Source organism: Nocardioides sediminis, from assembly GCF_003047295.1.
GTDB lineage: Bacteria > Actinomycetota > Actinomycetes > Propionibacteriales > Nocardioidaceae > Nocardioides > Nocardioides sediminis.
Genome location: NZ_PZYZ01000002.1, coordinates 586482 through 612871, shown reverse-complemented (window position 1 = coordinate 612871; position 26390 = coordinate 586482). Strand labels below are relative to the sequence as shown.

At 73.2% G+C, this 26390-nt stretch carries 24 protein-coding genes; 10 read left to right on the top strand and 14 right to left on the bottom strand.

The features are described 5' to 3' along the window. Window position 1: 1 nt before the first annotated feature. Genes DAI17_RS07685 through DAI17_RS07665 form a run of 5 tightly spaced genes read right to left on the bottom strand, consistent with a single transcriptional unit; the run spans window position 2 to window position 3027 of the window. Window positions 2-535: a gamma carbonic anhydrase family protein gene (locus tag DAI17_RS07685; RefSeq protein ID WP_107772285.1), complete on the bottom strand. Its 534-nt coding sequence runs from the start codon at window positions 533-535 to the stop codon at window positions 2-4. Continuing rightward, complete coding sequence (locus DAI17_RS07680) at window positions 532-1455, bottom strand: U32 family peptidase (protein WP_107772284.1); 924 nt, start codon at window positions 1453-1455, stop codon at window positions 532-534. Before DAI17_RS07680 ends, DAI17_RS07685 begins: the two co-directional genes overlap by 4 nt. Beyond that, a complete protein-coding gene (locus DAI17_RS07675) occupies window positions 1452-1859 on the bottom strand; it encodes a MaoC/PaaZ C-terminal domain-containing protein (protein ID WP_107772283.1) in 408 nt (135 codons plus the stop codon). The genes DAI17_RS07680 and DAI17_RS07675 overlap by 4 nt, the downstream gene beginning before the upstream one ends. After that, entirely contained in the window at window positions 1856-2275 is a 420-nt protein-coding gene (locus DAI17_RS07670) for an FAS1-like dehydratase domain-containing protein (protein WP_159081411.1), read from the bottom strand. The genes DAI17_RS07675 and DAI17_RS07670 overlap by 4 nt, the downstream gene beginning before the upstream one ends. Further along, window positions 2272-3027, bottom strand: coding sequence for a GntR family transcriptional regulator (locus DAI17_RS07665; RefSeq protein WP_107772282.1), 756 nt, complete (start codon window positions 3025-3027; stop codon window positions 2272-2274). Before DAI17_RS07665 ends, DAI17_RS07670 begins: the two co-directional genes overlap by 4 nt. 199 nt (window positions 3028-3226) lie before the next feature. On the opposite strand from DAI17_RS07665, the gene DAI17_RS07660 reads away from it, so the two are divergent. The 10 genes from DAI17_RS07660 (at window position 3227) to DAI17_RS07615 (ending at window position 15363) form a co-directional block, all read left to right on the top strand. Then, a complete protein-coding gene (locus DAI17_RS07660) occupies window positions 3227-4531 on the top strand; it encodes a CaiB/BaiF CoA transferase family protein (RefSeq protein WP_107772281.1) in 1305 nt (434 codons plus the stop codon). A gap of 51 nt (window positions 4532-4582) precedes the next feature. Then, complete coding sequence (locus tag DAI17_RS07655; RefSeq protein WP_107772280.1) at window positions 4583-4975, top strand: thioesterase family protein; 393 nt, start codon at window positions 4583-4585, stop codon at window positions 4973-4975. A 32-nt stretch (window positions 4976-5007) separates the two neighbouring features. Next, window positions 5008-5976 (top strand): tripartite tricarboxylate transporter substrate binding protein, encoded by a 969-nt coding sequence (locus tag DAI17_RS07650; RefSeq protein ID WP_199904990.1) that lies wholly within the window; start codon window positions 5008-5010, stop codon window positions 5974-5976. Continuing rightward, on the top strand, window positions 5973-6557 hold the full coding sequence (locus DAI17_RS07645; protein ID WP_107772279.1) for a tripartite tricarboxylate transporter TctB family protein: 585 nt from the start codon (window positions 5973-5975) through the stop codon (window positions 6555-6557). The genes DAI17_RS07650 and DAI17_RS07645 overlap by 4 nt, the downstream gene beginning before the upstream one ends. Window positions 6558-6560: 3 nt before the next feature. Further along, a complete protein-coding gene (locus DAI17_RS07640; RefSeq protein WP_107772278.1) occupies window positions 6561-8078 on the top strand; it encodes a tripartite tricarboxylate transporter permease in 1518 nt (505 codons plus the stop codon). A 6-nt stretch (window positions 8079-8084) separates the two neighbouring features. Continuing rightward, window positions 8085-8864 carry an enoyl-CoA hydratase gene (locus DAI17_RS07635; RefSeq protein WP_107772277.1) on the top strand — a complete coding sequence of 260 codons (780 nt, stop codon included), beginning with the start codon at window positions 8085-8087 and terminating at the stop codon, window positions 8862-8864. Next, the gene (locus tag DAI17_RS07630) at window positions 8849-10108 is read left to right on the top strand and encodes a CaiB/BaiF CoA transferase family protein (RefSeq protein WP_234412353.1); all 1260 of its coding nucleotides are present in this window, start codon (window positions 8849-8851) and stop codon (window positions 10106-10108) included. Before DAI17_RS07635 ends, DAI17_RS07630 begins: the two co-directional genes overlap by 16 nt. Window positions 10109-10121: 13 nt before the next feature. Beyond that, the gene (locus DAI17_RS07625) at window positions 10122-11036 is read left to right on the top strand and encodes a fumarylacetoacetate hydrolase family protein (RefSeq protein WP_107772276.1); all 915 of its coding nucleotides are present in this window, start codon (window positions 10122-10124) and stop codon (window positions 11034-11036) included. 159 nt (window positions 11037-11195) lie between these two features. Beyond that, window positions 11196-12434, top strand: coding sequence for a hypothetical protein (locus DAI17_RS07620; RefSeq protein ID WP_107772275.1), 1239 nt, complete (start codon window positions 11196-11198; stop codon window positions 12432-12434). 7 nt (window positions 12435-12441) lie between these two features. Further along, window positions 12442-15363: an FtsW/RodA/SpoVE family cell cycle protein gene (locus tag DAI17_RS07615; protein WP_107772274.1), complete on the top strand. Its 2922-nt coding sequence runs from the start codon at window positions 12442-12444 to the stop codon at window positions 15361-15363. A 43-nt stretch (window positions 15364-15406) separates the two neighbouring features. Here DAI17_RS07615 and DAI17_RS07610 read toward each other — a convergent pair whose 3' ends face one another. The 9 genes from DAI17_RS07610 to DAI17_RS07570 all read right to left on the bottom strand — a co-directional run bounded on the left by DAI17_RS07610 (window position 15407) and on the right by DAI17_RS07570 (window position 26264). After that, window positions 15407-16618, bottom strand: a complete 1212-nt coding sequence (locus DAI17_RS07610) for a phenylacetate--CoA ligase family protein (RefSeq protein ID WP_159081410.1) — start codon at window positions 16616-16618, stop codon at window positions 15407-15409. 186 nt (window positions 16619-16804) lie between these two features. Then, window positions 16805-17821 (bottom strand): rod shape-determining protein, encoded by a 1017-nt coding sequence (locus DAI17_RS07605; RefSeq protein ID WP_107772272.1) that lies wholly within the window; start codon window positions 17819-17821, stop codon window positions 16805-16807. Window positions 17822-17936: 115 nt separating this feature from the next. Beyond that, complete coding sequence (locus DAI17_RS07600; protein WP_107772271.1) at window positions 17937-19118, bottom strand: acyl-CoA dehydrogenase family protein; 1182 nt, start codon at window positions 19116-19118, stop codon at window positions 17937-17939. Continuing rightward, window positions 19115-19963, bottom strand: a complete 849-nt coding sequence (locus DAI17_RS07595; RefSeq protein WP_107772270.1) for an alpha/beta fold hydrolase — start codon at window positions 19961-19963, stop codon at window positions 19115-19117. Before DAI17_RS07595 ends, DAI17_RS07600 begins: the two co-directional genes overlap by 4 nt. Beyond that, the gene (locus DAI17_RS07590) at window positions 19960-21606 is read right to left on the bottom strand and encodes a PHA/PHB synthase family protein (protein WP_107772269.1); all 1647 of its coding nucleotides are present in this window, start codon (window positions 21604-21606) and stop codon (window positions 19960-19962) included. Before DAI17_RS07590 ends, DAI17_RS07595 begins: the two co-directional genes overlap by 4 nt. A 13-nt stretch (window positions 21607-21619) precedes the next feature. Next, window positions 21620-22660: a YeiH family protein gene (locus DAI17_RS07585; RefSeq protein WP_159081409.1), complete on the bottom strand. Its 1041-nt coding sequence runs from the start codon at window positions 22658-22660 to the stop codon at window positions 21620-21622. A 106-nt stretch (window positions 22661-22766) separates the two neighbouring features. Further along, window positions 22767-24326 (bottom strand): long-chain-fatty-acid--CoA ligase, encoded by a 1560-nt coding sequence (locus DAI17_RS07580; protein WP_107772267.1) that lies wholly within the window; start codon window positions 24324-24326, stop codon window positions 22767-22769. 31 nt (window positions 24327-24357) lie between these two features. Further along, the gene (locus DAI17_RS07575; protein WP_107772266.1) at window positions 24358-24969 is read right to left on the bottom strand and encodes an RBBP9/YdeN family alpha/beta hydrolase; all 612 of its coding nucleotides are present in this window, start codon (window positions 24967-24969) and stop codon (window positions 24358-24360) included. 5 nt (window positions 24970-24974) lie between these two features. Beyond that, a complete protein-coding gene (locus tag DAI17_RS07570; protein WP_199904988.1) occupies window positions 24975-26264 on the bottom strand; it encodes an MFS transporter in 1290 nt (429 codons plus the stop codon). Between the last annotated feature and the right edge of the window lie 126 nt (window positions 26265-26390).

The window sequence follows — 26390 nt, the reverse complement described above, 5'->3', positions numbered from 1 at the left end:
CTCACGCCTCCCCGGACCCCGACGAGCGGTACTCGTCGCGGAGCAGCTGGTAGATGCGGCCGTTCTCGCGCAGCGACTCGACCTGGTCGTCGTCGAGCTCACCGCGCACCTTGGCCGGCACCCCGGCCAGCAGCGACCGTGCGGGGGTCTCCCGGCCCTCCAGCACGACAGCGCCCGCCGCCAGCAGCGACTCGGAGCCGATGACGGCCCGGTTGAGCACCCGGGACCCCATGCCGACCACCACGTCGTCGCCGACCACGCAGCCGTGGAGCACGACGCCGTGACCGACGGAGGTGTTGCGTCCGACCCTCAGCGCCAGCCCGTCGTCGGTGTGGAGGACCGAGTTGTCCTGGATGTTGGCGTCGGGGCCGACCTCGATCGTGCCGGCCTCGGCGCGCAGCACCGAGCCGAACCAGATGCTCGCGCCGGCACGGACGGTCACCTGTCCCACCAGCACCACGGTGGGCGCCAGCCAGGCGCCGGGCTCGACGACGGGGGTCGCGCCGCGCAGGGGGATGAGCAGCGGGCCGGTCATGCCGGCACCCCGGCCGACGCCGGGACGGAGCCGGGCGCCTCGACGAGGTCGGGCGCCAGCTCGGCGAGCAGTCGCAGGACGAGCTCGGCGCGGCGGACCCGCTCGCGCCCGAGGTCGGTCGCCAGCGACGCCAGGTGGGCGCCGGTCGGATAGATGTTGGGCGCGTTGCGCAGGCCCATCTTGAGGTAGACGGGTGCGGCCACGCGGACCACCTCGGCCACCTCGTACATCCGGACGTGGCCGCCCTGGTCGTCGGGCACCTCGACGTACATGTCGATGGGAGCGGTGGTCGCCCCGCGGACCTCGGCGAGCTGGGAGATCGTGAGGTCGGTCGAGACGTTGAGGCTGCTGGCGCCGACCCGTTCGTAGAGCGCCGCGGTCGGCCCGTTGCCCAAGGGCATCAGCACCGACGTCTTGAGGACCAGGTCGGCCGGGAGCTCGCCCTCGGCCTTGAGGCGTCCGAGGAGCTCGAGGACCCCGAGGTCGCCGACGAGCAGGCTGCGCACCCCGAGGTCGCACGCGCGGCGGGCGTCGGCGAGCGAGGCCGCGACCGCGGCGTTGCCGCGCGCGGCGCCACCCACGGCACCGGCGACCTTGGCCTGTCCACCGGTGTCCCACGCGCTGCGCGGCCCGAGGAACAGGCACACCTCGACGTCGTGCTCCTCCCCCAGGCCGACCATCTCCCGGATCTCGTCGTCGGTGAGCATCATGATGCCGCTCCCCTGGGACACCCGGTCGACGCGTACGCCACGCCGGCCCGCCTCGTCGAGCACCGCGGCCATCACCGCCGGGCCCTCGCAGCTCGGGATCTCGACGCGGTACCTGCGCCCGTCCGCGAACCGTCCCGCCGACTCGGGCTCGCCCGTCACGACGGGGTGCCCCAGCCGTGCGGCCAGCGCCCTGATCTCGTCCAAGGTCATGCGTCACTCCCTGAGTGGTCGTCGAGCTCGATCACGGCGGCACCGGTCGTCGTGGTGCGGCCGTCGGCGTCCTCGGTCCACAGCGCGAGCTCCACCGTCGTGCCGTGCCGGCGGGTCACCTCGCCGCCGCAGGTGACCGGCCGGTCGCGGTAGTCCATGTCGCGGTAGGAGACCTCGAAGGAGACCACCCGTCCGTGCCCGCCGAACCAGTCGTCCACGAGCTGTCCGAGCCACGCGGTCTTGAGCAGCCCGTGGACGGACAGCTCGGCATGCCCGCGCTCCTGCGCGAACGGCACGTCGTAGTGCATCTCGTAGAAGTCGCCGCTGGCCCCGGCGTACTGGACCAGCGTGCGCAGGGTGGCGGTGTGGGTGCGCTCGAAGCGCTCGGCGGGGGCGTCGGTCATCGGCGGATCCTCGTCCCGACGTGGCGCACGGCGGGAGAGCCGTCCGGGCGGGTGAACTCGGTCTCGAAGGTCAGGATCGCCAGCGACCCGCTGCGCCCCTGCTTCTCGGTCACGGCGGTGAAGCGCAGTCGTGACCGCAGCTCGTCCCCGAGGACGAGGCGCGGCCCGGCGTACTCGAAGCGGTCGCCGCCGTTGATCCAGCCCAGGCCGTAGGCCTCCGCGGCCGGCATCGGCGGCGGCTCGGACAGGAAGCAGGCGCAGATGGTCAAGGGGACGACGGTCCCCTCCGGGTCCAGCCCCGTCGCCCGGCGGTAGTCGGCGAGGTGGCGGCGCTCGATGACGTCGACCCGTCCCGGACCCTCCCAGCCGATCGCGGCCTCCAGCCCGGCGAGGGCTGGGGTTCCGGTCGTGGTCACGAGGCCTCCGACCCCTCGAGCTGGGCCCTGACCTCGGCGAACCAGGCCCGTGACTCCGGCGAGTGGCCGTCGACGTGCTCCTCGGCGTAGAGCAGGAAGGTGCGCTGGCCGTGGTTGCGCAGCGCCACCAGGAGTCCGTCGCGGTCGCCGGCCAGGGCGAGGTCGAGCAGCGGCCGGTGCCGGGCTGCGTCCTCCTTCATCGTCTCCAGGCCCGCCCGGGCGCGCCTGTTCATCGCCATGCAGAGCTGCATCTGGAGCGAGAGCGAGCGGAACGACTCCTCCAGGCGGCGGTGCCCGGCGAGGCCGACGAGTGCCAGGTGGAACTCGAAGGCGAGGCGGGTGTGCTCCGTCTGGTCGTCGCCCGTCGCCGCCTCCAGGCGGGCGAACGCCTCCCGCAGCCGGTCGAGACGAGCCTCCTCCGCCACGGGCACGCCGAGCCGGATCGCGAGCTCCTCGAGCTGCTCGCGCAACGTGTAGATCTCGTAGATGTCGTGGGCCGTGAGGGGCGCCACGATGGCGCCCCGTCGGGGCGCCTGCACGATCAGGCCCTCCTGCTCGAGGACCGACATGGCCTCGCGCAACGGAGACCTGCTGACGCCCAGCTGCGCGGTCAGGGAGTTCTCCGGGAGGCGGTCGCCCGGCAGCAGCTCGCCGCTGAGGATCATCGAGCGGAGCGCCTCCGCGGCGAGCACGGACATGGTCGGCGGGGCGGCGATGCGTCGGTCCACGTCTGCTCCCTTGTCTGAGTTCATGGTCGTCACCTTCTCGCAGGGACCGTCTCCAGCGCCTGCGTCGCGGGCCTCCGCCGCACCGGTGGTCCGGTCCGGTCGAAGCGTTCGCTCGGTGATTTTCGGTGTGACCCTTGCCACATTGGTCTGTGTTCTGTAGACAGTATGCCGTCGCAGGTCGACAGATCAACCCCCGTCAGACCGAGGAGAGACCGGACAGCCGATGGCCCACACCACGCCCGCCAGCGCCGCAGCCCGAGCCGACTCCGGCGGAGCCGCGCCGCTGGACGGCATCGTCGTCCTCGAGGTCGGCGCCTTCATGGCGGCGCCCTTCGCCACGATGCACCTCGCCGACCTCGGCGCCCGCGTGATCAAGGTGGAGAACCCGTCCACCGGGGGCGACCCCGTCCGCGCCACCGGTCCCTTCGTGCAGGGCGAGAGCTCGCCGTTCGCGCGGCTCAACCGCAACAAGGAGTCGGTGGGTCTCGACCTCAAGCACCCCGACGGGTTGGCGGCGTTCCGCCGGCTCGTCCAGAGCGCCGACGTCCTGGTCGAGAACCTGCGCCCCGGCACCATGCGTCGCCTGGGCCTCGGCTACGACGACCTGCGCGAGATCAACCCGCGCCTGGTCTACGCCTCCGCCTCCGGCTGGGGGCAGGACGGCCCGCTCGCGATGCTGCCCGGCCTCGACATCATGGCGCAGGCCCGCGGCGGACTGATGAGCATCACCGGCACCGCCGACGGTGACCCGGTCAAGATCGGGGTCCCCATCTGCGACCTCGTGTGCGCCATGTACGTCGCCATGGCCGTCCTCGCCGCGCTGCGCCAGCGCGACCGGGACGGGGAGGGGCAGCACCTCGACGTCTCCCTGCTCGAGGCCGGCGTCTCGTTCGCGATCTGGGAGGCCGGCAAGTACTTCGCCACCGGGGAGGTCGGGGGCCCCCTCGGGTCCGCCCACCAGAGCACGGCTCCCTACCAGGCGGTGCGCACCAGCGACGGGCACGTGACGGTGGGCGCGGTGACCCCCAAGACCTGGGAGGGCTTCTGCCGGGCGCTCGGACTGGACGACCTGCTCGAGGACGAGAGGTACGGCGATGCCAGCACCCGGCACGCGCACCGCCCCACCCTGATCCCGGCCATCGAGGCCGTCACGTCGACGCTGCGCACCGACGAGGTGGTCGAGCGCCTCGACGCCGCCGGCGTGCCGTGCGCTCCCATCGCCGACTACGAGCAGGTGTTCAACGACGACCACCTCGGCCAGCGCGGCTACTTCTGGGACGCGGACCACCCCGTCATGGGTCCCGTGCGGCAGCTGGGCTCGCCCATGCGCTTCTCGCGCACCCCCGTACGTCGCGGCGCCGCCGGTCCGCGGCTCGGCTCCCACACCCGGGTGGCGCTCCAGGACGTGGCCGGCCTCTCGGGCGACGACGTCGACGCCCTCGTCGAGGCAGGGGTCGTCGCCGAGCCTGACCACCCGGCTCCCCCGCCGCGCCGCCCCGCCGGCTCCCCGCAGCCGCCGACCGACTGACCCCGACCCCGACCCGACCAGCACCATCCAGAAACCGAGGAGACGCACCCGATGGAAGACCTTGCCCCCGGAGCCGAAGGCGTCCTGGCCCGCACCGTCGAGCAGCAGCACACGACGCGCCGCGGCGACTACGACATCTTCTCCACGCCCAACCTGGTGCTCCTCCTGGAGGAGGCCGCCATCGAGGCGCTCGCGCCCTACCTCGGCGAGGACCAGGCCAGCGTCGGCACCAAGGTCGAGGTCGCCCACACGGCAGCGACGCTGCTCGGCCAGACCGTGACTGCGACGGCCACGGTGACCGAGGTCGACCGTCGCCGCGTCGTGTTCTCGATCGACGTCCGCGACGACGTCGAGCAGATCGGGTCGGGGACGCACGAGCGCTTCGTCATCGACGTGCCCGGCTTCGAGGAACGCCTCGCCCAGAAGTCCCACCAGCTCGGCTGACAACCCCGCACCACCCGACCCAAGGAGCTCGCGTGAAGCGCATCATCCGTACGACCCTCACCGCCACAGCAGCGGTCACCCTCCTCGCCGCGTGCGGCGGGGCCGGTGGCGCCGAGGAGGGCGGCGACTTCAGCCCCCGCGGCGACGTCACCATGCTCGTCCCGTTCGCCGCCGGCGGTGGCAGCGACCTGGCCGGTCGTGCCACGGCCGGTGCCCTGGAGGCCGCCAACGGCGACCTCAACGTCAACGTGGAGAACAAGGACGGCGGCTCGGGCGCCGTCGGGTACGCCCAGTTCCTGGGCGAGTCGGGCAACGGCCAGTACCTCCTCGCCACCGAGACCGCGCTGCTGGCCCTCCCCCTCGGCGGCACGGTCGACTGGACCTACGAGGACTTCACTCCGATCATGAAGATCGCCGACGACTTCACCCTGATGGTGGCTCCCCAGGACGCCCCCTACGAGACCTGCACCGACGTCGTGGACGCCGCCAAGTCCGAGCGCATCGTCGCCGGCATCAGCGGCGCGACCGGCCTGGACAACGTCGTCTTCACCCTCACCGAGCAGCAGACCGGGGTCGAGTTCGACCGGGTCTCGTTCGAGTCCGGCGGCGAGCTCACCGCGGCGCTGCTCGGCGATCAGATCGACATCGCCTCCCTCAACCCCGGCGAGGTGATCGGACAGCTCGAGTCCGGTGACATCAAGGCGCTGTGCGCCTACGCCGACGAGCGCTACGAGTACGACGAGCTCAAGGACATCCCGACCGCCAGCGAGCAGGGCATCGACGTCTCCTTCGCCCAGTTCCGTGGCGTCCTGGCCCCCGGTGGCATCGACGACGCCGCGAAGGACTACTGGGTCGAGCAGATGGAGGCGGCCATCGAGACCGACGAGTACACGACGTACGTCGAGGACAACTTCCTGCAGCCCAACACGGCAGCCGGAGACGAGTTCGCGGCCTACCTCGAGGACAACAACACCAAGCTGCAAGAGGTCCTCGACAAGTGACCACGTCGCAACGCCGCATCGCGGTCGAGGAGGCCGTCGCGTACGGCCTCCTCGCCGCGGTCGGCGGCTACGCCTTCGTGATGGCCTTCGAGTACGACCTCCTCAACGAGGGCAACCGCGTCGGCCCGGGCCTCGTGCCCGCGATCCTCGGCGGACTCATCGCGCTGATCTCGGGCACGATGCTGGTCCTCACCCTCCTCGGGCACCGCGCCCGCCGGGACCACGGCCTGGCCGAGGTCGCCCAGTCGGTGGTCGGTGACGCCCCGGTCCCGGGCGGCCCCGGGGACGTGGACGCCGACGACGGGTCCGGGCTCGACATCTTCGGCCGGACGGCCGCCCAGCGGATGCGTCAGCTGCAGATGGTGACGGTCGCGCTGGTCGTCGCCCTCCTCCTCGTCCCGCTCCTCGGGCTGCTCGGGTCCTTGGGGCTCTTCGGCCTGTTCGCCTCGATCGTGGTGGAGCGGCGGCCGTGGCTCTCGTCCCTCGCCATCACCGCCACGTCCATCGCCGTCGTCTACTTCGTCTTCGCGGTCTTCCTCGAGGTTCCCCTGCCCACCGGCCTGATCGGGATCGGAGGCTGACCCGTGCTCGACAACCTCATGCTGGGCTTCCAGACGGCCCTCACCCCCGAGAACCTCTTCTGGTGCTTCGTCGGCGTCTTCGTCGGCACCGTCATCGGAGTGCTCCCCGGTCTCGGCTCCACGACCGGTGTCGCGGTGCTGCTGCCCCTGACCCTCGCGTTCGAGCCGGTCACCGCGCTGATCATGCTCGCCGGCATCTACTACGGCTCGCAGTACGGCGGGACGATCACCTCCGTCCTGATCTCCACACCGGGCGAGGCAGCCAGCGTGGTGACCACCCTGGACGGCTACCAGATGGCGCGTCGCGGGCGTGCCGGTGCGGCGCTGTCGATCGCCGCGATCGGCTCGTTCGTCGCCGCGATCATCTCGCTCCTCCTGCTGATCCTGCTGGCCCCGCCGTTCGCGGAGTTCGCGCTGCGGTTCGGGCCACCGGAGATGATGGCGGTGATGGTCCTGGGCCTCGCCACCATCATCAGCTTCGCCGGCGACAACCGCGTGCTGGGCCTGCTCATGGCGCTGGTCGGACTGCTCATCGCCTGCGTCGGCGTGGACACCGGCACCGGCGTCGCCCGCTACACGTTCGACTCCATCTACCTGCTGTCGGGCATCCCGTTCGTCGAGGTGATGATCGGCCTGTTCGCGGTCGGCGAGGTCCTCAACCAGATCCACGAGGGTGCCGCCAGGCCCATCCGGGCCGGCTTCCGGGAGCTGATGATCACCAAGGCCGACATCATGCGGTCCCGCGGCGCCATCCTGAGGGGCAGCTTCCTCGGGTTCGCGTTCGGTGTGCTGCCCGGTGCGGGCTCGACGCTGGCCTCGTTCATGGCCTACGGCATCGAGAAGAACGTCTCCAAGAGCAAGGACGAGTTCGGCCGGGGCGCGATCGAGGGCGTGGCAGCGCCGGAGAGCGCCAACAACGCCGCCGCCAACGCCAACTTCGTGCCGACGCTCACCCTGGGCATCCCGGGCGGTGCCACCACGGCGGTGCTGCTCGGCGCGTTCCTGATGAACGGCATCCGGCCCGGTCCCCTGCTCTTCGACGAGCAGCCCGACCTGGTGTGGGGCCTGATCGCGTCGTTCTTCATCGGCAACGTGATCCTGCTGGCGCTGAACCTGCCGCTGGCGCCGGTCTTCGCCCAGATCCTGCGCGTCCCCTACGGCTACATGTACCCGCTGATCCTGCTCACCAGCTTCGTGGGCGCCTACTCGATCACCAACAGCATGTTCAGCGTCTGGGTCGTGCTCGTCTTCGGGATCATCGGCTACGGCATGAAGCGGCTGGACTTCCCCATGGCGCCCCTCGTGCTCGGCCTGGTGCTCGGTCCGTTGTTCGAGAAGGCACTCGTGCAGACCTCGGCCCTCGGCGACGGCAGCCTGGCGATCCTGCTCGACCGGCCCATCGCCCTCACCGTGCTGGTGCTGGCCCTGCTCCAGGTGGTCGCACCGACCATCTTCTCCCGCCTCCTGCGTGACCGGCGTGCAGCCGCCGCGCAGGAGTCCGACCTCACCCCCCGGAGGTAGTGACCCATGACCGACGCCCCGCAGCTGCTCGTCGACCAGGACGGCCCCGTCCTGACCGTCACCTTCAACCGCGCGCGCCAGCGCAACGCGATGACCTGGGAGATGTACGAGGGCTTGTACGACGCCTGCGAACGCGCCGACGCCGACGCCGACGTCAGGGTCCTGGTGCTGCGCAGCAGCAGCGACAAGGCCTTCATCGCCGGCACCGACATCGGTCAGTTCGCGGACTTCGACAAGGGCGAGGACGGTGTCGCGTACGAGGAGAAGATCACGCGCATCACCAACCGCCTCGAGGACGTCGACGTCCCGACCGTGGCCGCGATCCGCGGCTTCTGCGTCGGCGGCGGGCTGGGCCTGGCGAGCGTGTGCGACCTCCGGGTCGCGACCCCCTCGGCGCGGTTCGGGCTCCCCATCGCCCGCACGCTCGGCAACTGCCTGTCGATGAACAACTACTCGATCCTGCTCCAGCAGGTGGGTCCTTCCGTCGCGCTCGACCTCCTGCTCCGCGCGCGGCTCCTCACGGGCGAGGAGGCGCACGCGTCCGGGTTCGTCGCCGAGCTGTGCGGGGAGGACGAGCTGGAGTCGGCGACCGATGCGGTCGTGCAGACCCTCCTCGGGCACGCACCGATCTCCATGTGGGCGGCCAAGGAGGCCGTCCGCCGGTTCCGGCGGGCGAGCATCCCCGACGGGGACGACATCGTCGCCCGGGCGTTCGGAAGCAAGGACTTCCAGCGGGCAGTCGCCGCCTTCGCCAGCAAGGAGCCGGTGGCGTGGGAAGGCCGGTGAACGGCCTGGACGGAGGCGTGCCCGGCGACCCGGTCGGCGACGTACCCGGCGGCCCGCTCGCCGGGACGGTGGTGCTCGACCTCTCCCGGGCCCTGGCGGGTCCGCACGCCGCGATGATGCTGGCCGACATGGGCGCCCGGGTCATCAAGGTCGAGACTCCGACCGGTGACGACTCCCGCGGGTGGGGCCCGCCCTTCGTGGGGCCGGGCGACGACCCGGTGTCGACCTACTACCTGTGCGCCAACCGCAACAAGGAGTCCGTCCGGCTCGACCTCAAGGCACCGGACGACGCGGCGACGCTGGCGGACCTGGTGGCCCGGGCCGACGTCCTGGTCGAGAACTTCCGCCCGGGGGTGCTCGACCGGCTCGGCTTCCCCGTCTCCCGCCTGGCGGAGATCAACCCGCGCCTCGTGGTGCTCTCCATCAGCGGCTTCGGGCACGACGGCCCCGAGGGGGGCCGTGCGGGCTACGACCAGATCGCCCAGGGCGAGGGCGGCCTGATGTCCCTGACCGGACCGGACCCCGAGCACCCCACGAAGGTCGGCGTGCCGATCGCCGACCTGCTCGCGGGCATGAACGGCGCGTTCGGCGTGGCGAGCGCCCTCGCCGCGCGTGCGCGGACCGGGCGCGGGACCGTGGTCCGCACCTCCCTGCTGGCGTCCGTCGTCGGCGTCCACGCCTTCCAGGGGACGCGGTGGACGGTGGCCGGCGAGGTGCCGCGGGCGAGCGGCAACCACCACCCCGCGATCGCGCCGTACGGCTCGTTCCGCGCTGCCGACGGCATGATCCAGGCCGCCGTGGGCAACGACCAGCAGTGGCGGACCTTCGCCACGTTGCTGGGCCTCGACCCCGACGATCCCCAGTTCACCACACCGCGGCTGCGCGTCGAGCACCGGCCGGAGCTGGTCGAGGCCATCGAGGAGCGCCTCGCGACGGCCCCCGCCGACACGTGGCTCGCCCGGCTCGACGAGGCGGGGATCCCGGCGGGCCGGATCCGCACGCTCGACGAGGTCTACACCTGGGACCAGGCACTGAGCCAAGGCCTGCTCGTCGACGTGGAGCATCCCACGCTCGGACGGGTGCAGCTCCCCGGTCCCCCGCTCCGTCTGGAGACGACGGACGGCGAGCCGGCCGGCCGGTCCGACCACACCCACCCGCCCCTGCTCGGCGAGCACGACGACGTCGTACGTGCGTGGGCCACCGACCGGACGGCGACCTCGACCTCCGCCCCGACCGGCAGCTGACGAGAGGCCACCCATGCACCTGGTCCGCTACGTCGAGCCGAACGCACCGCAACCGCGCGTCGGCACGCTCGAGCGCGGGACGGTGGCGCCCCTCCCGGGCGTCTCGTCCTTCGCCGAGCTGCTCCGGGCGGAGGTGGCCGAGGTGCACGACCTGGCCTCGCGGGCGGTGCTCGCCGACGCCTGCGCGGTCGACGACGTGCTGCTGCTCCCGCCGGTCGACGGCCGGACCGAGGTCTGGGCCGCCGGCGTGACCTACGAGCGCTCGATGGACGCGCGGATCGAGGAGACCACCGCGTCGCAGGACGTCTACGCCCGGGTGTACGACGCCGCGCGGCCCGAGCTGTTCTTCAAGGCCCCCGCGTGGCGGGTGGTCACCGACGGCGAGCCGATCGGGGTGCGGCCCGACAGCGAGGTCACCGTGCCCGAGCCGGAGCTCGCGATGCTCGTCACGGCTGCGGGCGAGGTCCTGGGCTACGCGGTCTGCAACGACGTGTCCTCGCGCGACATCGAGGGCGCCAACCCGCTCTACCTGCCGCAGGCCAAGGTGTACGACGGCTCGTGCGCCCTCTCCCCCGGTGTCCGCCCTGCGTGGGAGGTGCCCGAGCCACAGGCGCTCGGGATCCGCGTCCGCGTGCTCCGCGACGGGACCACGCTGTGGGAGGACCGGACGAGCACCGCGCGGATGCACCGCCGGCTCGCCGACCTGGTGGACCACCTGCGGCGCGCCCTCACGTTGCCCGACGGCGCTGTCCTGGCGACGGGCACCGGCGTCGTGCCCGGGCTCGACCTCACCCTGCTGCCCGGCGACGTCGTGGAGATCGGCGTGGACGAGGTCGGGACGTTGCGCAACCCCGTGGTCGCGACGAGCGACCTCGGGTGGCTCGCCGAGGCCGTCGACGACCCTTGGGTCCGGGCCGCGCACCGCTGAGGTCGTCCCGGCCGGACGACGGCGTGGGCCCGTCGCGGCAATCGGGTCCAAGGACCCTGTCAGGGGCGGCGGGGGCGTCCCACACTGGGACTGGCCACGCAGCTCCACGGTCATGCGTGGCCCGCCGCACCTCGTCAGTGTGCAGGAACGGGGGATCGTATGGTTCAGGAGACCTCGGAGCCGGGGACAACGGGCTCCGACCTCGATGAGCGCCCGGCCGAGCAGGAGCCCGCCGCGGACCTGCCTCGGGCGCTGAGCTCGGCCCACGGTGTGCCGCTCCGGCGGCTGCTGCCCGTCGTCGTGCTGACTCCCGCGCAGGCCTGCCTCGTGGCGGTGCAGCTGCTCGACGCCACCCACCCGGGCGGCACGACCAACGGGACCAACCCGGCGGACGACCGCTGGTCGGTGGCCATCACCCCGTCCGGTGACGTGGAGGTGGCTCGTGCCACGGCCGGGGAGGGCACCCCGGTCACCGAGCTCCTGGGGGAGCTGGCCGAGAACGCACGCCGTCTGCCGGCGCACCCGACGTCCGAGCAGGTGCTGCTGCTGCGCAGGCTGGAGCAGGCGGCCGCGGACCCGCGACCGGACCTGGGCGTGAGTGCTCGCGAGCTCGAGGGCGCGCTGGCCGCCGCTCTCGGCACGGGCGCCCGGCAGCGCGTGTCCGGTCAGCTCGCGGCGCTCGTCGGCGCGTTCGCCCACGTCGCTGCCAGCGTCGCGGTCCCGGCCGACGCGCGCGCGACCCCGGCCGTGTCCCGGCCCGGCCCGCGCCGCGCCGCGCCGGCGCATCCCGGGCCGAGCCGCCCACCCCGACGCGGACGCATCACGGGCCACCGTCGGTCGCGCACCCGTCGCCTGCTGGTCGTCGGGGTGCTGCTGACCGCGGCGATCGCCGCCAGCGGCTACGTGGTGCTCCGTGACCCGGACAGCGGACCGACCAGCTCGTCCGGCGCGACCGACCGCGACGGCCGGCGGGCCGAGCCGGCCGCCCCGGCCGGGTCCTCGGGAGAGCCGGCTGCACGGCAGCGACGCGACCCCCGTCCGGACGTCACCGCGCTCGCGGGCCGCAGCGCCGGCCCGATCACGGCCGTCGAGGTGGCAGGGGCCGCGGCCTGCACGCCGGGCACCCCCTGCCCCGTCACCGTGACGGTCCGCTTCCGCCCCGCAGAGACGACCCGGCCGGTGGCGTGGAGGGTGGGAGCGGCGCGTTCGTGCGAGAGCCCCGTCACCTGGTCCGGGCCGGTCACCGTGACCGCACAGCCCGGCTGGACCAGCGTCTACAACAGCTCCTCCGTCCCCGTCCCCGAGGGTCGCTCCCCCGTGCTGGTGGCCCTGACCACCGCGCCGGCACGGGCCCAGTCGCCACCGGTGCCGGTCGCCGGCTCGTCGCTGCGCTGCTGACCGGGCCATGCTCAGCGTCGAACGAGGGCTGCTGGGCGGGCGCCGGTCCCGTCCCGGGCCCGGCCGGCCGGTAGGGCTCCCGGTCGCCGCCCTCATCGATCCCCTCGCCGTCGGCGCGGTCGCGGTCCTGGTCGGGCTCGGCCTGGCCAACCTCGCCGCGCTCGGCGACCGGTCGGCCGTCCGGCACCAGCTCGTCGTCGTCGTCGGGGGCCTCGTGCTGTTCGCCGTCCTGCGGCGGTGGCGCACGGAGGGCCTGCGGTGGCTCGGGTGGGGCTGCTACCTCCTGAGCGTGGTGCTGCTGGTGGCGGTCGACGTGGGGGGCATGACGGTCCGCGGGGCCCAGCGGTGGATCGAGATCGGCCCCGTCTCCATGCAGCCGTCCGAGCTCGCCAAGCTCGGCCTGCTCCTCGTGCTGGCCCAGGTGCTCGGCAGCGACCGGTCGTGGCCGCGACGGTTGGCGACCGCCCTCCCCGTCGCCGCGCTGCCCATCGCCCTCATCCTCGTCCAGCCGGACCTCTCCACCACCCTGGTGCTGTGCGCGGTCGTGTTCACGATGCTCGTGCTCGGCAGGATCCCCCTCAAGGTGCTCGTCCCGGTGCTCGCCACGACGGTGCTCGCGCTGCCGTTCGTCGTGCACCTTCTCCACCCCTACCAGCAGGAACGGCTCAACGCCTTCCTGAGCGGCTCGACCGACGTCGACGGGCCCGGCTGGGCGATCCAGCAGATGCACATCGCCCTGGCCTGGGGCGGCCTCACCGGCGGCGCGGACCACCCGTTGAACCGGGTGGTCGGGCTCTACCTGCCCGACCGACACACCGACCTCGCGTTCGCCAGCCTCGTCGCGCAGTTCGGGATCCTTGCCGGCTCCCTGGCCGTCCTCGCCGCGGCGGTCCTGGTCTGGCGGGCCGTCGCCGCGAGCCGCCGGGCACGCAACCGGCCTGCGGGGCTGGCCGCCGCCGGCTTCGCCGCGCTGGTCAGCGTCGAGGTCACGGTCTCGGTGGCCTGCAACCTGGGCCTGGCCCCCACCGCAGGAGTGCCGTTCCCGCTCGTCAGCCAGGGCGGCACAGCGGCCGCCGTGCACATCGCCGCGCTCGGGCTGGTGCTGGCACTGGGCGCCGACGGGGAGACCCACCGCCTGTGGAGCCACGGATCGCCGGACGCCGCACGACCCCGGCTGCTGCGCACGACCGCCGTCACGGTCACCGCCCTCCTCGTCGGCATGGTCGGCTTCGCCTGGCAGCTGCAGAGCGCGCAGGGATCGCAGCTGCGCGAGGCCGCGCTCACCCAGATGCTGCGCTGCACCCGGGTGCCCGCGGCGCGCGGCGAGATCACCGACCGGCACGGCATCCCGCTCGCCCTCGACGTCCGGCGCCACCGGGTGGCGGTGGTGCCGGCGCTGGTGGAGCCCGACGACGTGGCCATTCTCGCCGCGCTGACCGCGCGCCCCGAGAGCGGCCTGCGCCGCCAGCTCCGTCGGCACCCCGCGAGCCGCGACCTCACCGTCGCCTCCCTCCCGACGGCGGCCGGCCGACGTGTCCGTGACGCCCGGCTGCCCGGGGTGTTCGTCGTCCCCGACACCCGCCGCCGCTACCCGCACGGCGACCTCCTGGGACCCGTGCTGGGCTGGACCGGCGTGGCCACCCCGGTGGAGATGGAGCGCTGGCCCGACCTGCCGCTGGGGGCCGGCGTCGGTCGCGCGGGGCTCGAGCAGGTCTACGACCCGATCCTGCGCGGCACCGACGGCCGGCAGTGCGTCTACGTGACGCCGGCCGGCACGCCCATGGCCATGGGCCCCTACACCCCGCCCCGGCGCGGGAGCACCCTGCGGCTCACCCTCGACCTGGGCCTGCAGCGCGAGCTCACCCGGAGCCTCGACGCGGTGCTGCGCGCCCGGCCGGGACAGCCCCTCGGGGACCTCGGCGGCTCGGTGGTGATGGACCCCCGCAACGGCGAGGTCCTCGCGATGGCCAGCCGGCCGTCGTACGACAACACGGTGTTCGGCCCGCCCGTGGACAACGAGGAGCTCGCCCGGCTGTCCCGCAGCCCCGGCAGCCCGATGCTCGAGCACGTGACCCAGGTGGCCGCGCCGCCCGGGTCGACGTTCAAGCTCGTGGTCGCGGCCGCGAGCATGCGGGACGGGACGGTGCCCCCCACCCAGGTGCTGCCCGGCGGCGGCTCCTGGACGCTGGGCACCCACACCTTCGGCAACTGGATGCCGCTGCCGGCGGAGAACCTGCCGCAGGCGATCGCGTCGTCCAACAACGTGTACTTCTACCAGCTCGCGTGGGCGATGGGCGCCGAGCCGATGATCAGCACGGCGCGGAGCCTGGGGGTCGGCCGGCCGACTGGCATCGACCTCCCCGGCGAGAGCAGCGGCTACCTCGGCACCCCGGCGTCGATCGCCCGCGACGGCGGCACCTGGTACCCCGGCTCCACGGTGATCCTCGGCATCGGCCAGGGCTACCTGACCGTGACGCCGCTGCAGGACGCGCTCTGGACCGCCGGCATCGCGACCGGCGCCGTGGTCACGCCCCACCTCGGCCTCTCCTACGGCGACGGCCCGCACCGGTCCAGGCTCCGGTGGCCGCGACCCCGCCCCCTGCCGTACGCCGAGAGGCTCGGGCCGGTCCGCGACGGGATGGCGCTGGCCGCGACGTCCGGCACCGCCAGCATCCTGACCGCGCTCCCGGTGCGGGCCGGCGCCAAGACGGGCTCGGCACAGGACCCGTCGGCCCCCAACGGGGCGCCGGACTCGTGGTTCACCGCGGCCGCCCCACTCGACCGGCCGCGGATGGTGGCGACGTCCTTCGTCCGGGGCGGTGGGCACGGGGTGAGCACGTCGGGCGCCGTCATCCTCCCGGTGATGCAGTACTTCTTCGCCCACGAGCGGGAGATCCTGGGCCTCCGGCCGGCGGCCGGGAGGCGGTGAGCCGCTCCTCCCCCGCGACGGTGACGACCGGGGAGCTCCGCGGTCAGCCGTCACCCCACGACCCGGGCGGCCTCGAGGGTGCCCCGACGACCTGGTGGAACTTCCCGCTCCGCGCACCGGGCTCGGGCGGCTCGGTGCCACGTTCGACCTGGACTCCGTGGAGGCCGTGCCGGGCCAGGTGGTCGCGCAACCGTCCCGTGGCCTGTCGCCACACAGTCTCCGGGTCGATCCCCGGCAGCAGCTCCAGGCGGAGCCGGAGCGTGTCGGGGCCGGTCCGGACCAGCTGGCTGCGACGCACCCCGGGGGTGGTCTCCATCACCGACGCCAGGGCCAGGGGCACCAGGACGACCTGCTCGCTCCCGGACGTCCGGAAGGCGAGCAGGTCGTCGCGCCGCCCGGCGACCCGGATCGCCTGGAGCGGACTGCCGCAGGGACAGGGGTCGGGCCGCTCCAGCACCGAGTCCCCGAGGTCGTAGCGGATGATCGGTTGCACCCGGTTGGCGAGGTTGGTCAGCAGCACGCTCGACGACGTGGCGCCCCTCGGCGTCGGGGTGCGGTCGGCCTCGACCGGCTCCAGCACGGCCCAGTCGCTGTTCACGTGCAACCACCCCTCGTCGCACCCGAAGGCGAGCGGGTCGAACTCCGACGCGGCGTAGACGTCCCGGACGGCGCGGCCCCACGTCGCGTCGAGCAACCCACGCACGGCCGGCGTCGTGGACTCGCCGCCGGTCTCGAAGACGGCCGGTCGGAGGTGCAGCCGCCCCGCGGCCTGCTGCTCCGCGAGCAGGGCCGCGGCGCTGGGGTAGCACGTGACGATCGCCGGGTCGAAGTCCTCCAGCGCCTCCACGAGCGCAGGCAGCGGCTGCTGCACGGAGAACACCCGGTACGTGTGCCGGCGCCACATGCTGCGCCGTCGCTCGTGCTCCATCCAGGCCTCGCCGCCGAAGTGCCCGCCGGTGCCGACGACCGCGGCCCACCGGAACCCGCGGCGTGCCAGCGACACCCAGTCACCGGCGGTCAACCACATGAGGTCGGCGCGCACGCTGAAGGCCCGGTAGACCGCCATCGCGGACCGGTCGTGCACGAACAGCCCGGGTTCACCGGTGGTGCCGGAGGAGGCGCACACCAAGTAGCGGCCGAGCAGTGGCTGGCCCACCCGGGCCGGGTCCGCGACGAAGGCCTCGACGACGGCACGGGTGACGGCAGGGTCGCCCACCCACTCGTCGAAGCGCGCCATCAGCTCGGGCTTGGTCACCGGCGGCAGCTGCTCCGGCCGGACCCGACCGGGTGCCAGTCCGGAGTAGTGACGCCGGTAGAAGGCAGACCGTGAGCGTGCGCAGTCGACGAGGGCGTCGAGACGGTCAGCCCGACGGTGGGCGAGGGCGGCCGCTCCCCCGCGTTGCGCGCGGACCAGGTCGACCGCCAGGCCGGCCACGAACGGTCAGACCGCCTCGAGGAAGGTGCCCTCGTAGGCGCGGACCACATCGGGGTCCGACAGGCACCGGGCGGCGCCCTCCGCCACGCAGGTGAGCGGCCGCTCGGCCATCCGCACCGGGAAGGCGAACGCCGACTCGACGAGCTTGTCGAAGCCGCGCAGCAGGCTGGAGCCGCCGAAGACCGTGACCCCGTCGGTCAGGATGTCGTCCGCCGCCTGCGGCGGCAGGTCGTCCAGCGCACCGGCGAGCGTGGCGATGATCGCGTCCGCGGTGGGCCGCAACGCCTCGAGGATCTCCGCGGACTCCAGGGTCTTCAGCCGCGGCCGGCCGGTGGCCAGGTCGATGCCCTGCACCACCGAGGACAGGCCCTCCTCGTCGTCCACCCCGCACTTCAGCGCCTCCGCGGTCAGCTCGCCGACGAGCAGCTGGTGCTCGGAGCGCAGGTAGCGGTAGAGCGTCAGCGTCATCTCGTCGCCCGCGATCCGTGACGAGCGGTGGGACAGCACGCCTCCGTAGCAGAACGCGGTGATCTCCGAGGTGCCGCCGCCGATGTCGAGGACCATGTGCGCCCGCGGCTCGAGCGGGTCCAGTCCGCATCCGACGGCCCCGGCGATGGGCTCGGGGATGAGCTCCGGCTTGCGGATCCCGGCCTCGTCCGCCACCTCGAGGAGGGCGCGCCTCTCCAGCGCCGTCGCCCCGGCGGGCACCCCGATCACCGCGCGAGGTCGCACCCGCGTCCAGGCGGGCGCCGCGACCTTGCCCAGCAGGCCGACCATGAACGCCCGCGCGGCCTCGAGGTCGACGATGACGCCGTCGTGCAGCGGCCGCACCGCGGCGAGCCCGACCGGGCAGCGGCCCAGCAGGTCGCGGGCCTCCCGACCCACCAGCAGCGGCCGCACCTTGCGCCAGCCGGTCTCGGAGGTGCGCACCACCATCACCGACGGCTCGTCGAGCACCAACCCGCGAGTCTGGTGGCACACCACCGTGTTCGCGGTCCCGAGGTCGATCCCGAACCCGCCCATGCCCCGTACCTCCTGCGACAGACCCGACCTTCCACACGGTAGGGCACCTCGCCGCCTGCGGCACCGGGCCTTTGGTCCCGGAGCTGGGCGACAGGTTGTTGCAGGGCGTGGCGGGTCAGCCGTGCGACCGGCCGTCTGCGAGGAGCTGCCGGGCCATCACGATCCGCTGGACCTGGTTGGTGCCCTCGTAGATCTGCGTGATCTTCGCGTCGCGCATCATCCGCTCCACCGGGAAGTCCTCGGTGAACCCGTAGCCACCGAGCAGCTGGACGGCGTCCGTGGTCACCCGCATCGCCACGTCGGAGGCATAGCACTTGGCGGCGGCGCTGAAGAACGACAGGTCGGCGTCGTGGCGCTCGGACTTCGCCGCGGCGACGTACACCATCTGCCGCGCCGCCTCGAGGGTCATCGCCATGTCGGCCAGCATGAACTGGATGCCCTGGAAGTCGGCGATCCGCTTCCCGAACTGGCGGCGTTCCTTGACGTAACCGAGGGCGAAGTCCAACGCACCCTGCGCGATGCCCACGGCCTGGGCGCCGACCGTGATGCGGGTGTGGTCCAGGGTCCGCAGGGCGATCTTGAGGCCGTCCCCCGGCTCACCGATCATCCGGTCGCCGGGGATGCGCACGTCGTCGAAGAAGAGCTCACGCGTCGGCGAGCCCTTGATGCCGAGCTTCTTCTCCTTGTCGCCGAAGGTGAAGCCCTGGTCGGACTTCTCCACCACGAAGGCGCTGACGTTCGCCCCGCGGCGCCCGTCGGGATCGGTGACGGCCAGGACGGTGTAGTACTCCGAGACGCCGGCGTTGGTGATCCACGACTTCTGGCCGTTGAGCACCCAGTCGTCGCCCGCAGCCACGGCCCGCGTCCGCATGGCGGCGGTGTCGCTCCCCGCCTCCCGCTCCGACAGGGCGTAGGAGAACGTGGTCGTCCCCCGGGCGAGCGGGGTGAGGTAGCGCTGCTTCAGGTCCTCCGACGCGGACAGGATCAGCGGCGTGCTGCCGAGCTTGTTCGCCGCCGGTATGAGGGACGACGACGCGCACGCCCGGGCGACCTCCTCGACCACGATCGCCGAGGCCACCGCGTCGGCGCCCACGCCGTCGTACTCCTCGGGGACGTGCGGGGCGTGGAAGTCCGAGGCGACGAGGGCGTCGTACGCCTCCTGCGGGAACGAGGCGGTCCGGTCGACCTCCGCGGCGTGGGGGGCGATCTTGTTCTCGGCGACGAGGCGGACCGCCGCGCGGAGCTCCTCGTGGTCGTCGGTCGGACGGAACAGGTCGAAGTCGGGGCTGTGGCTCATGGGTGGTCTCCTCGGTCTCTCGTGGTGGTGGTCGGCCGCGCGGTGCGGGGACGGGGATGGAGGTGGGTCAGGAACTCGGTGATCGTGGGAAGGACCTCGCGGACGCTGTCGAGCAGCACCAGGTGCCCTCCCCCGCGGATCACCTCCAGCCGGGCGCCGGGCACCAGGCAGGCGACCACGCGCGCGTTGGCGAGCGGCACGATCGGGTCGTCGTCGCCGTGGACGACGAGCGTCGGGCAGTCGAGTCGGTGCAGCCAGGGCAGGCTGGTGAAGCCGGCGACCCCGGCGAGCCGGTAGACGTAGGACCGCAGGTCCGCTGCCGGTCGCAGGTGCCAGCGGCGCACCAGTCCGGGATCGTCACGCAGCCGGCCGCCGAAGATGCGGCCCGCGCTGCGCTCCAGCTCGTCCGGGTCCGCGTAGGCCCTGGGACGTGCGAACCTCAGCAGGACGTCGGGACGTCCGGGCACGCCGGGCAGGCCGTAGCCCGTGGACACGAGGACCAGGGCGCCCACCCGGTCGGGGTGCGAACGGGCCATCGCCTGGGCGACCAGCCCGCCCAGGCTGACACCGAGGACGTGGGCGCGCTCGACGCCGACGGCGTCCAGGACGCCGGCGGCGAAGCCGGCCAGCCCGCCGGCCGTCAGTGGCCGGCGGGACAGCTCGGTCGCCCCGATGCCCGGCGGGTCGAAGGTGATCGTCCGGAAGCCCTCGAGGTACGGCAGCACGTCGTCCCACAGCTCCACCTGGCTCCACACACCACCGATCAGCAGCAGCGGCGTCCCGTCCCCGTGGACCCGCACCCGGGTGCGGAGGCCGTCGACGACGACGTACGACGTGGTGGTCATCGCTCCCTCACGTACCGTCCGGGCGCAGCCTCGACGGGTGGGTGGCGGTCGCTGCCGAGACCGGTGGGCGCCAGTCGTTCGCCGCCGGACCGGGCGGTCGCCCAGTCGACCCAGTGCGTCCACCAGGTGCCCTGCTGGCGCTCCGAGCCGTCCAGCCAGCGCTGGGGGTCCTCCTCCGCGGCCAGCGGGCCGGTCCGGTAGTGGGCCTTCGGGTTGCCCGGAGGGTTGACCAGGTGCTGGACGTGGCCGCCACCGGAGAGCACGAACGTGGCGTCGCCCCCGAAGAGCCGGGTCGACCGGAACGCGCCGTGCCACGGCACGAGGTGGTCGCTCTCCGCCCCCACCACGTAGGTGTCGACCTCGACCGCTCCGAGGCTGACCGGCGAGCCGAGCACCTCCAGCTCTCCCGGCCGGGTGAGCAGGTTGCCGACGGCGATGGCCAGCAGGTCGCGCTGCATGGCGCCGGCCACCCGGGTCGTGTCGTTGTTCCACGCGAGCACGTCGTACTGCGGGGGCTCCAGGCCCATCAGGTAGTTGTTGACCCAGTTGCTCCAGACCAGCTCGTTGGGACGCAGCCACGAGAAGACCGCCGCGATCGAGCGGCCGTCGACCACGGCGTCCCGCTCCGTCGTACGACGAGCGGCCCCGAGGAGCGCGGGGTGCAGCACCAGCCCGGCGGCGTTCGGCACCGACATGTCCAGCTGGCTGACACCGAAGCCGGCGTAGGCCACCCGGTCGTCGCCGACGTGGGCCAGATGGCCCAGCGTCGCCGCCAGGAGCTGGCCCCCGGCGCAGAGTCCGACGGTGCCCACCTGCTCGCTGCCGGTGATCTCGCGGACGGCGTCCATCGCGTCGAGGAGCGCCTGGGCATAGGTGTCCAGGTCCCAGTCCCCGTGCTCCTCGGTCGGGTTGCGCCAGCTGGTCACGAAGACCTGGATGCCCTGGGCGAGGGCGTGCTCGACGAAGCTGCGCCGCTCCGCGAGGTCGAGGACGTAGTAGCGGTTGATCACCGACCAGACGAGCAGCAGCGGTACGTCGCGGACCGTCGGCGTCGTCGGCGTGTACTGGATGATCTCCACGACCTCGTTGCGGAACACGACCTGGCCGGGCGTGGCGCCGACGTTCTCGCCCACGCGGAACGGCGCGCTGTCCACCTGACGCGGCATGCCGCGGTTGTGCCGGAGGTCGTCCCACATGTTCCGGCTGCCACGCAGCAGGCTGAGGCCGCCGGTGTCGAAGGCACGCTTGATGGCCGCGGGGTTGCCGACCAGCGTGTTGGTGGGCGCGAGCGCGGTACCCAGGATGCCGGCCGCGAACCGGGCGCGCTCCCGCGTCGGCCAGTCCACGTCGGCGTCCTCGACCAGGTCTCCGATCGCCCGCTCGACGGCCAGGTAGGCCTGGGCCCACCGGCGGTAGACGGGGTTGGCCGACCACGCCGGGTCCAGGAACCGGCGGTCGCCGGGTGCCGGCTCGACGGTGGAGCGCCCCACCAGGGCGGTGGCGACGTCGGCGGCGAGCGCGCCGCCACGGTCGAGGAGGTCGCTCGTGCGGCCGACGGCGCTCAGCAGGGCTCGGGTGCTGCCGGAGGCCGTGCCATGGGTGGGCGCGGCGTCGCGGTCGGGTGCGTCGATGAGGACGGTCATGGGGTGCTGCCTCTCAGGTTGCGGGGGCGACGAGCAGCACGCCCGCCAGGGTGACGGTGCCGAGGAAGAGGGTGGCGGCGGCGGCGACGACCATCACGGCTCCGCCGTTCCTCCACAGGTGGGCGAGCCGGACGCTGCAACCCATCCCGAAGAGGGCCGCGCCGAGGGCGACGACCTGCACCTGGGCGATCCAGTCGAGGGCCGTCGCCGGGACGACACCCGCGCTGCGCAGCGCCGCGCAGGCGAGGAAGCCGAGGACGAACAGCGGCACCAGGGCGGGCCTGCCGGTCCCAGCCCCGGGCCGGGCGGACCTCAGCCGGGTGACCACGCCCGCGACGGCGACCACGGGGGCGAGCATCACGACCCTGGTCAGCTTGACAACGACCGCGACCGCCACGGCCGCGGGCCCGGCGGGGCCGGCGGCGGCCACGACCTGGCCGACCTCGTGGACGCTCGCGCCGGCCCAGGCGCCGAGCTGGACGTCGGTGAGCCCGAAGGGGCCCTGCAGCAGCGGGAGCGCGACCAGCGCCAGGGTTCCGAACAGCGTGACCATCGCGATGGCGGCGGCGACGTCGTCCTCCTCGGCCCCGGCCGTCTCCTCCATCGCGGCGATGGCCGATGCGCCGCAGATCGCGACGCCGGTGCCGACCAGGAGGGTCCGCGCCCGTCCCACGCCCAGCCGGCGTCCCAGCCACAGCGTGAGCAGCAGGGTCGCCACCAGGCTGCCGGCGACGAGGGCGACGAGGGGAAGCCCGAGGGCGGCGATCGATGCGAAGGAGACCGAGAAGCCGAGCAGGACGATGCCTACCCTCAGCAGGCGCCGGGTCTGGGAGCCGAGCTGGGACGCCGCGCCGGCCGGGACCAGTCCGGCGTTGGCGGCGAGGATGCCCAGGCCGATGGCCCAGGTCAGGACGCCCACCTGCGGGACGAGCAGGTGGCAGACCGACGCCCCGAGGACGCCCAGGGACAGCACACCCAGCGCGAGCAGGACCCGGCGCGGACGGTTCGTCGCGGGTGGACGGACGACCTGGTCGACTGCGGCGAGGACCGTCACCATGGCTCCTCCGGAGCAGCGAGGGCGGCCACGGGCACGCCCGCCCATGCGGCGACGAGGACCGGGTTCCGCTCCAGGCGGTCGAGCGCGCGGGTCACCAGCCGGCTCACGGCCGCGCCGCCAGCTCGCGCTTGAGGATCTTGCCGGTGGCGGTCATCGGGAGCGTGTCGACGAACTCGACGATGCGCGGGTACTTGTACGCCGCCATCTGCTCCTTGCCCCAGGCCAGGAGCTCGCCCTCGGTGACCGCCGCCCCCTCGCGAGGGATCACGACGGCCTTGACCTCCTCGCCGTGGGAGTCGTGGGGGACCCCGATGACGGCGGCCAGCGAGACGTCGGCATGGGTCATGAGCACCTCCTCGACCTCCCGCGGGTACACGTTGAACCCGCCCCGGATGATCAGGTCCTTGGCCCGGTCGACGATGTAGTAGAAGCCGTCCTCGTCGCGGCGGGCGAGGTCACCGGTGCGGAACCAGCCGTCGCGCATCACCTCGGCGGTGGCTTCCGGGCGGTTGTGGTAGCCCTTCATGACGTTGTGGCCCTTGACCGCGATCTCGCCGACGACGTCCGCACCCTCGAGCGTGTTCCAGTCCTCGTCGACGAGCCGGCACTCGACGCCCCACACGGGTACGCCGATGGATCCGGGCCGCGGGTCGCGCGCCGGGTCCGCGAAGGTCGCGAGGGGCGACGTCTCCGAGAGCCCGTAGCCCTCGAGGACCTGCACCCCGAACCGGTCCCTGAACTCGCGGATGATCTCGACCGGCAGGCTGGCACCGCCGGAGACGGCCACCCGGAGGCGGGCCGCGATCGCGTCGACGTCGACGTCCGCGTCGCGGGCCAGTGCCCCGAGGAGGCCCCAGTACATCGTCGGCACCCCCGCGAAGAAGGTGACCTTCTCGCGCTCGAGCAGCGCGAGCGCCTGGCCGGCGTCGAAGCGCGGGAGCAGGACGAGGGTCGCCCCCACGCCGAGGCCCGCGTTCATCTGCACGGTGGACCCGAAGGAGTGGAACAGCGGCAGCGTGACCAGGTGCACGTCGTGGTCGACGACGCCGAACTGGCGGTTGCACGTCAGGGCGTTGAGGACGAGGTTGGCGTGTGACAGCTCGGCACCCTTCGGGTGCCCGGTCGTCCCCGACGTGTAGAGGATGACCGCGGAGTCGGTGGCCTCGCGGACGACCGTGTCAAAGCTCGTGGGCTGCTCGCCGAGCGCGGACGTCAGCAGCTCTGCGCCCTCCGGGGCGTGCTGGGGCACGGGTCCGGCCGTGATCGCGAGGAACGTGTCGCACCCGGCTGCCTGCTGGAACCCCTTCCACCCCTCGGCGCCCATCGGGAGCTCGGGCGTCCCCTCGAAGCAGAAGTAGGCCTTCGCCTCCGAGTCCGTGAGGTGGTAGGCCACCTCACGCGCCTTGAGCATCACGTTCAGCGGGACGACGACGGCGCCGGCCTTGAGGATCCCGTAGTAGACGGCCGGGAACTGCGGCGTGTTGGGGCACGAGAGGGCCACCTTGTCCCCCGGCCGGACGCCGCGGCTGACCAGCAGGTTGGCCACCTGGTTGGCGAGGGCGTCGAGGGACCGGTAGTCCAGGCGAGTGGTGCCGAGGACCACGGCGTCGCGGTCGGGGTGGCGGCGGGCACTGTCTTCGAGCAGGGTCGCGAGGTTGAGCATCGGGTGTCCTTGGATGGGTCTGGATGAGGGATCAGGAAAGGGGCGGCAGCGCGCCGTCCGCGTCGCGTGCGCCGGCGAGGACGATGGCGTCCAGCGCCTCGAGGAGCGGCTCCGCCAGCTGCCAGTCGCCGTACCCGGCCGCGGGGTTGAGGTGGCCGACGGCTCCGACGTCGACGAAGTGGCTGCCCCAGTTCGCGGCGGTGGCGCGCACCAGGACCTCCTCGCCGAGGGGGTCGTTGCTGCTGCCCGCCACGATGCTGGGGAACGGCAGCCGCTCGGTCGGGACCGGGAGCCAACCGCTCTCGCGGAGCTCGCCGAGCGTGGGGTACTCGGGCGGCAGCGGCCGGGCCAGGTCGGGCGGCGTCGCGAGCAGCGCCGCCCTGACGGGAGTGGGGGTCAGGCGGGCCCAGTGCGCGGTGACCAGGCAGCCGGCGCTGTGCGCGACGATCGTGACCGGGCCGTCGATGGCGTCGACCGCCAGCTGGAGGTCAGCGATCCGGCCGGTCAGGTCCCGCTTGTCGCGCTGGAACGAGTCCACGACCGACACCCGGGGAAGCCGGTCCGCCAGGATGGTCTGCCAGTGCTCGGGGACGTCGCCCCGGAGCCCCGGCACGATCACCACCGTGCTCGGCTCGTGCACCATCGCCGTCACCCGGGGAAGGAGGTGCGGGCCCGGCGCACGCTGGCCGGGTAGGCACGGAGTCCCAGGACCAGCGCGACGACCACGGGCACGGACACGAAGGGGACCACCTGCAGGGCACCGGACAACCCGAGCCGGTCGGCCAGGATGCCGGTGACCACCGGACCCGCGGCGAGGCCGAGGAGGTTGTTGGCCATCGTGAGGGTGCCGAACGCGGTGGCCCGGATCGACGCCGGCGTGAGGTTGGCGACCATGGCGCCCGCAGGCCCCGCGGTGCCGGCGGCGAAGAACGTTCCCGCCGCGATGAGGGTCAGCTGCACGGCCCCGGGAGTCAGGGAGAAGCCGGCTCCCAGCAGGACGAGGGACAGCGAGACGTAGACCAGCGACGAGGTCCACTTGCGCTGGGGGGCGTGGTGACTGATCCGGTCCGTCACCACGCCGCACACGATCATGCCGACGCCCATCAGCAGGATGAAGCCGGCGGCTGCGACGCCCGCCCGGTCGGGCGCCAGCTGGTAGGCGCGGTTGAGGTAGCTCGGGAGCCAGGCGAAGAGGGTGCCGGCGACGAACAGCTGGAGTCCGCTGGCGACGTACGCGCAGATCACCGACGGGGTGGAGACGAGTGTCCGGAGCGGCGCCCGGCCGGCCGGGCCGGCGTCGGTGCCGGTCACTGCGTTGCCCGGGTGCTGGTGGCGGGCGAGCTTGGCGTCGTCGATGAACAGCGCGTAGACCGCCACGAGCACGAGCCCGATGAGCGCCATCACGCCGAACGACCACCGCCAGCCGAGCTGGACCGCCAGGATCCCGCCGAGGAAGACCCCCAGCACCGAGCCGAAGGACCCGCCGGCCATGAAGGCGCCGGTCAGCGAGGCGCGCCGGGTCGGGGAGAAGACCATGAGCACGACGGCGAGGCCGACGCTGCCGTAGGCGGCCTCGCCGAGGCCTATCAGCAGGCGCGCGACCATCATCTGCTCGTAGCTCGTGGCCACCGCGGAGCCGAGCGTGGCCAGGCTCCACAGGGTGGCCATGGCCAGGATCGCCTTGGACCGTCCCCAGCGGTCGCCCAGCAGCGACAGCGGCACGGCGAGCAGGCCGACGGTGAGGGCGACGACGCTGGTGAGGGCCCCGAGCTGGGTGTCGCTGAGCGCCCACTCCACCTTCAGGAAGGGGAACACCGCCGAGAGCACCTGCCGGGACATGTAGTCCGACAGCAGGAGGCCGAAGGTGACGAGGAAGACGAGCAGGGGGAATACCCGGGACCTGTTGGTCCCGGCGGACGGTGCGGAGGGCTCCAGCACGGTTCCGTCAATAGCACGAGTGGTCATGTGAGGTCCTGGATGAGGGCGCGGCGAGGCCGCGCGACCGGGGGTCACGCAAGGGGAGGTACGGCGTGGGTCGGCGTACGGGGTGGGGCGCGGCTCGGC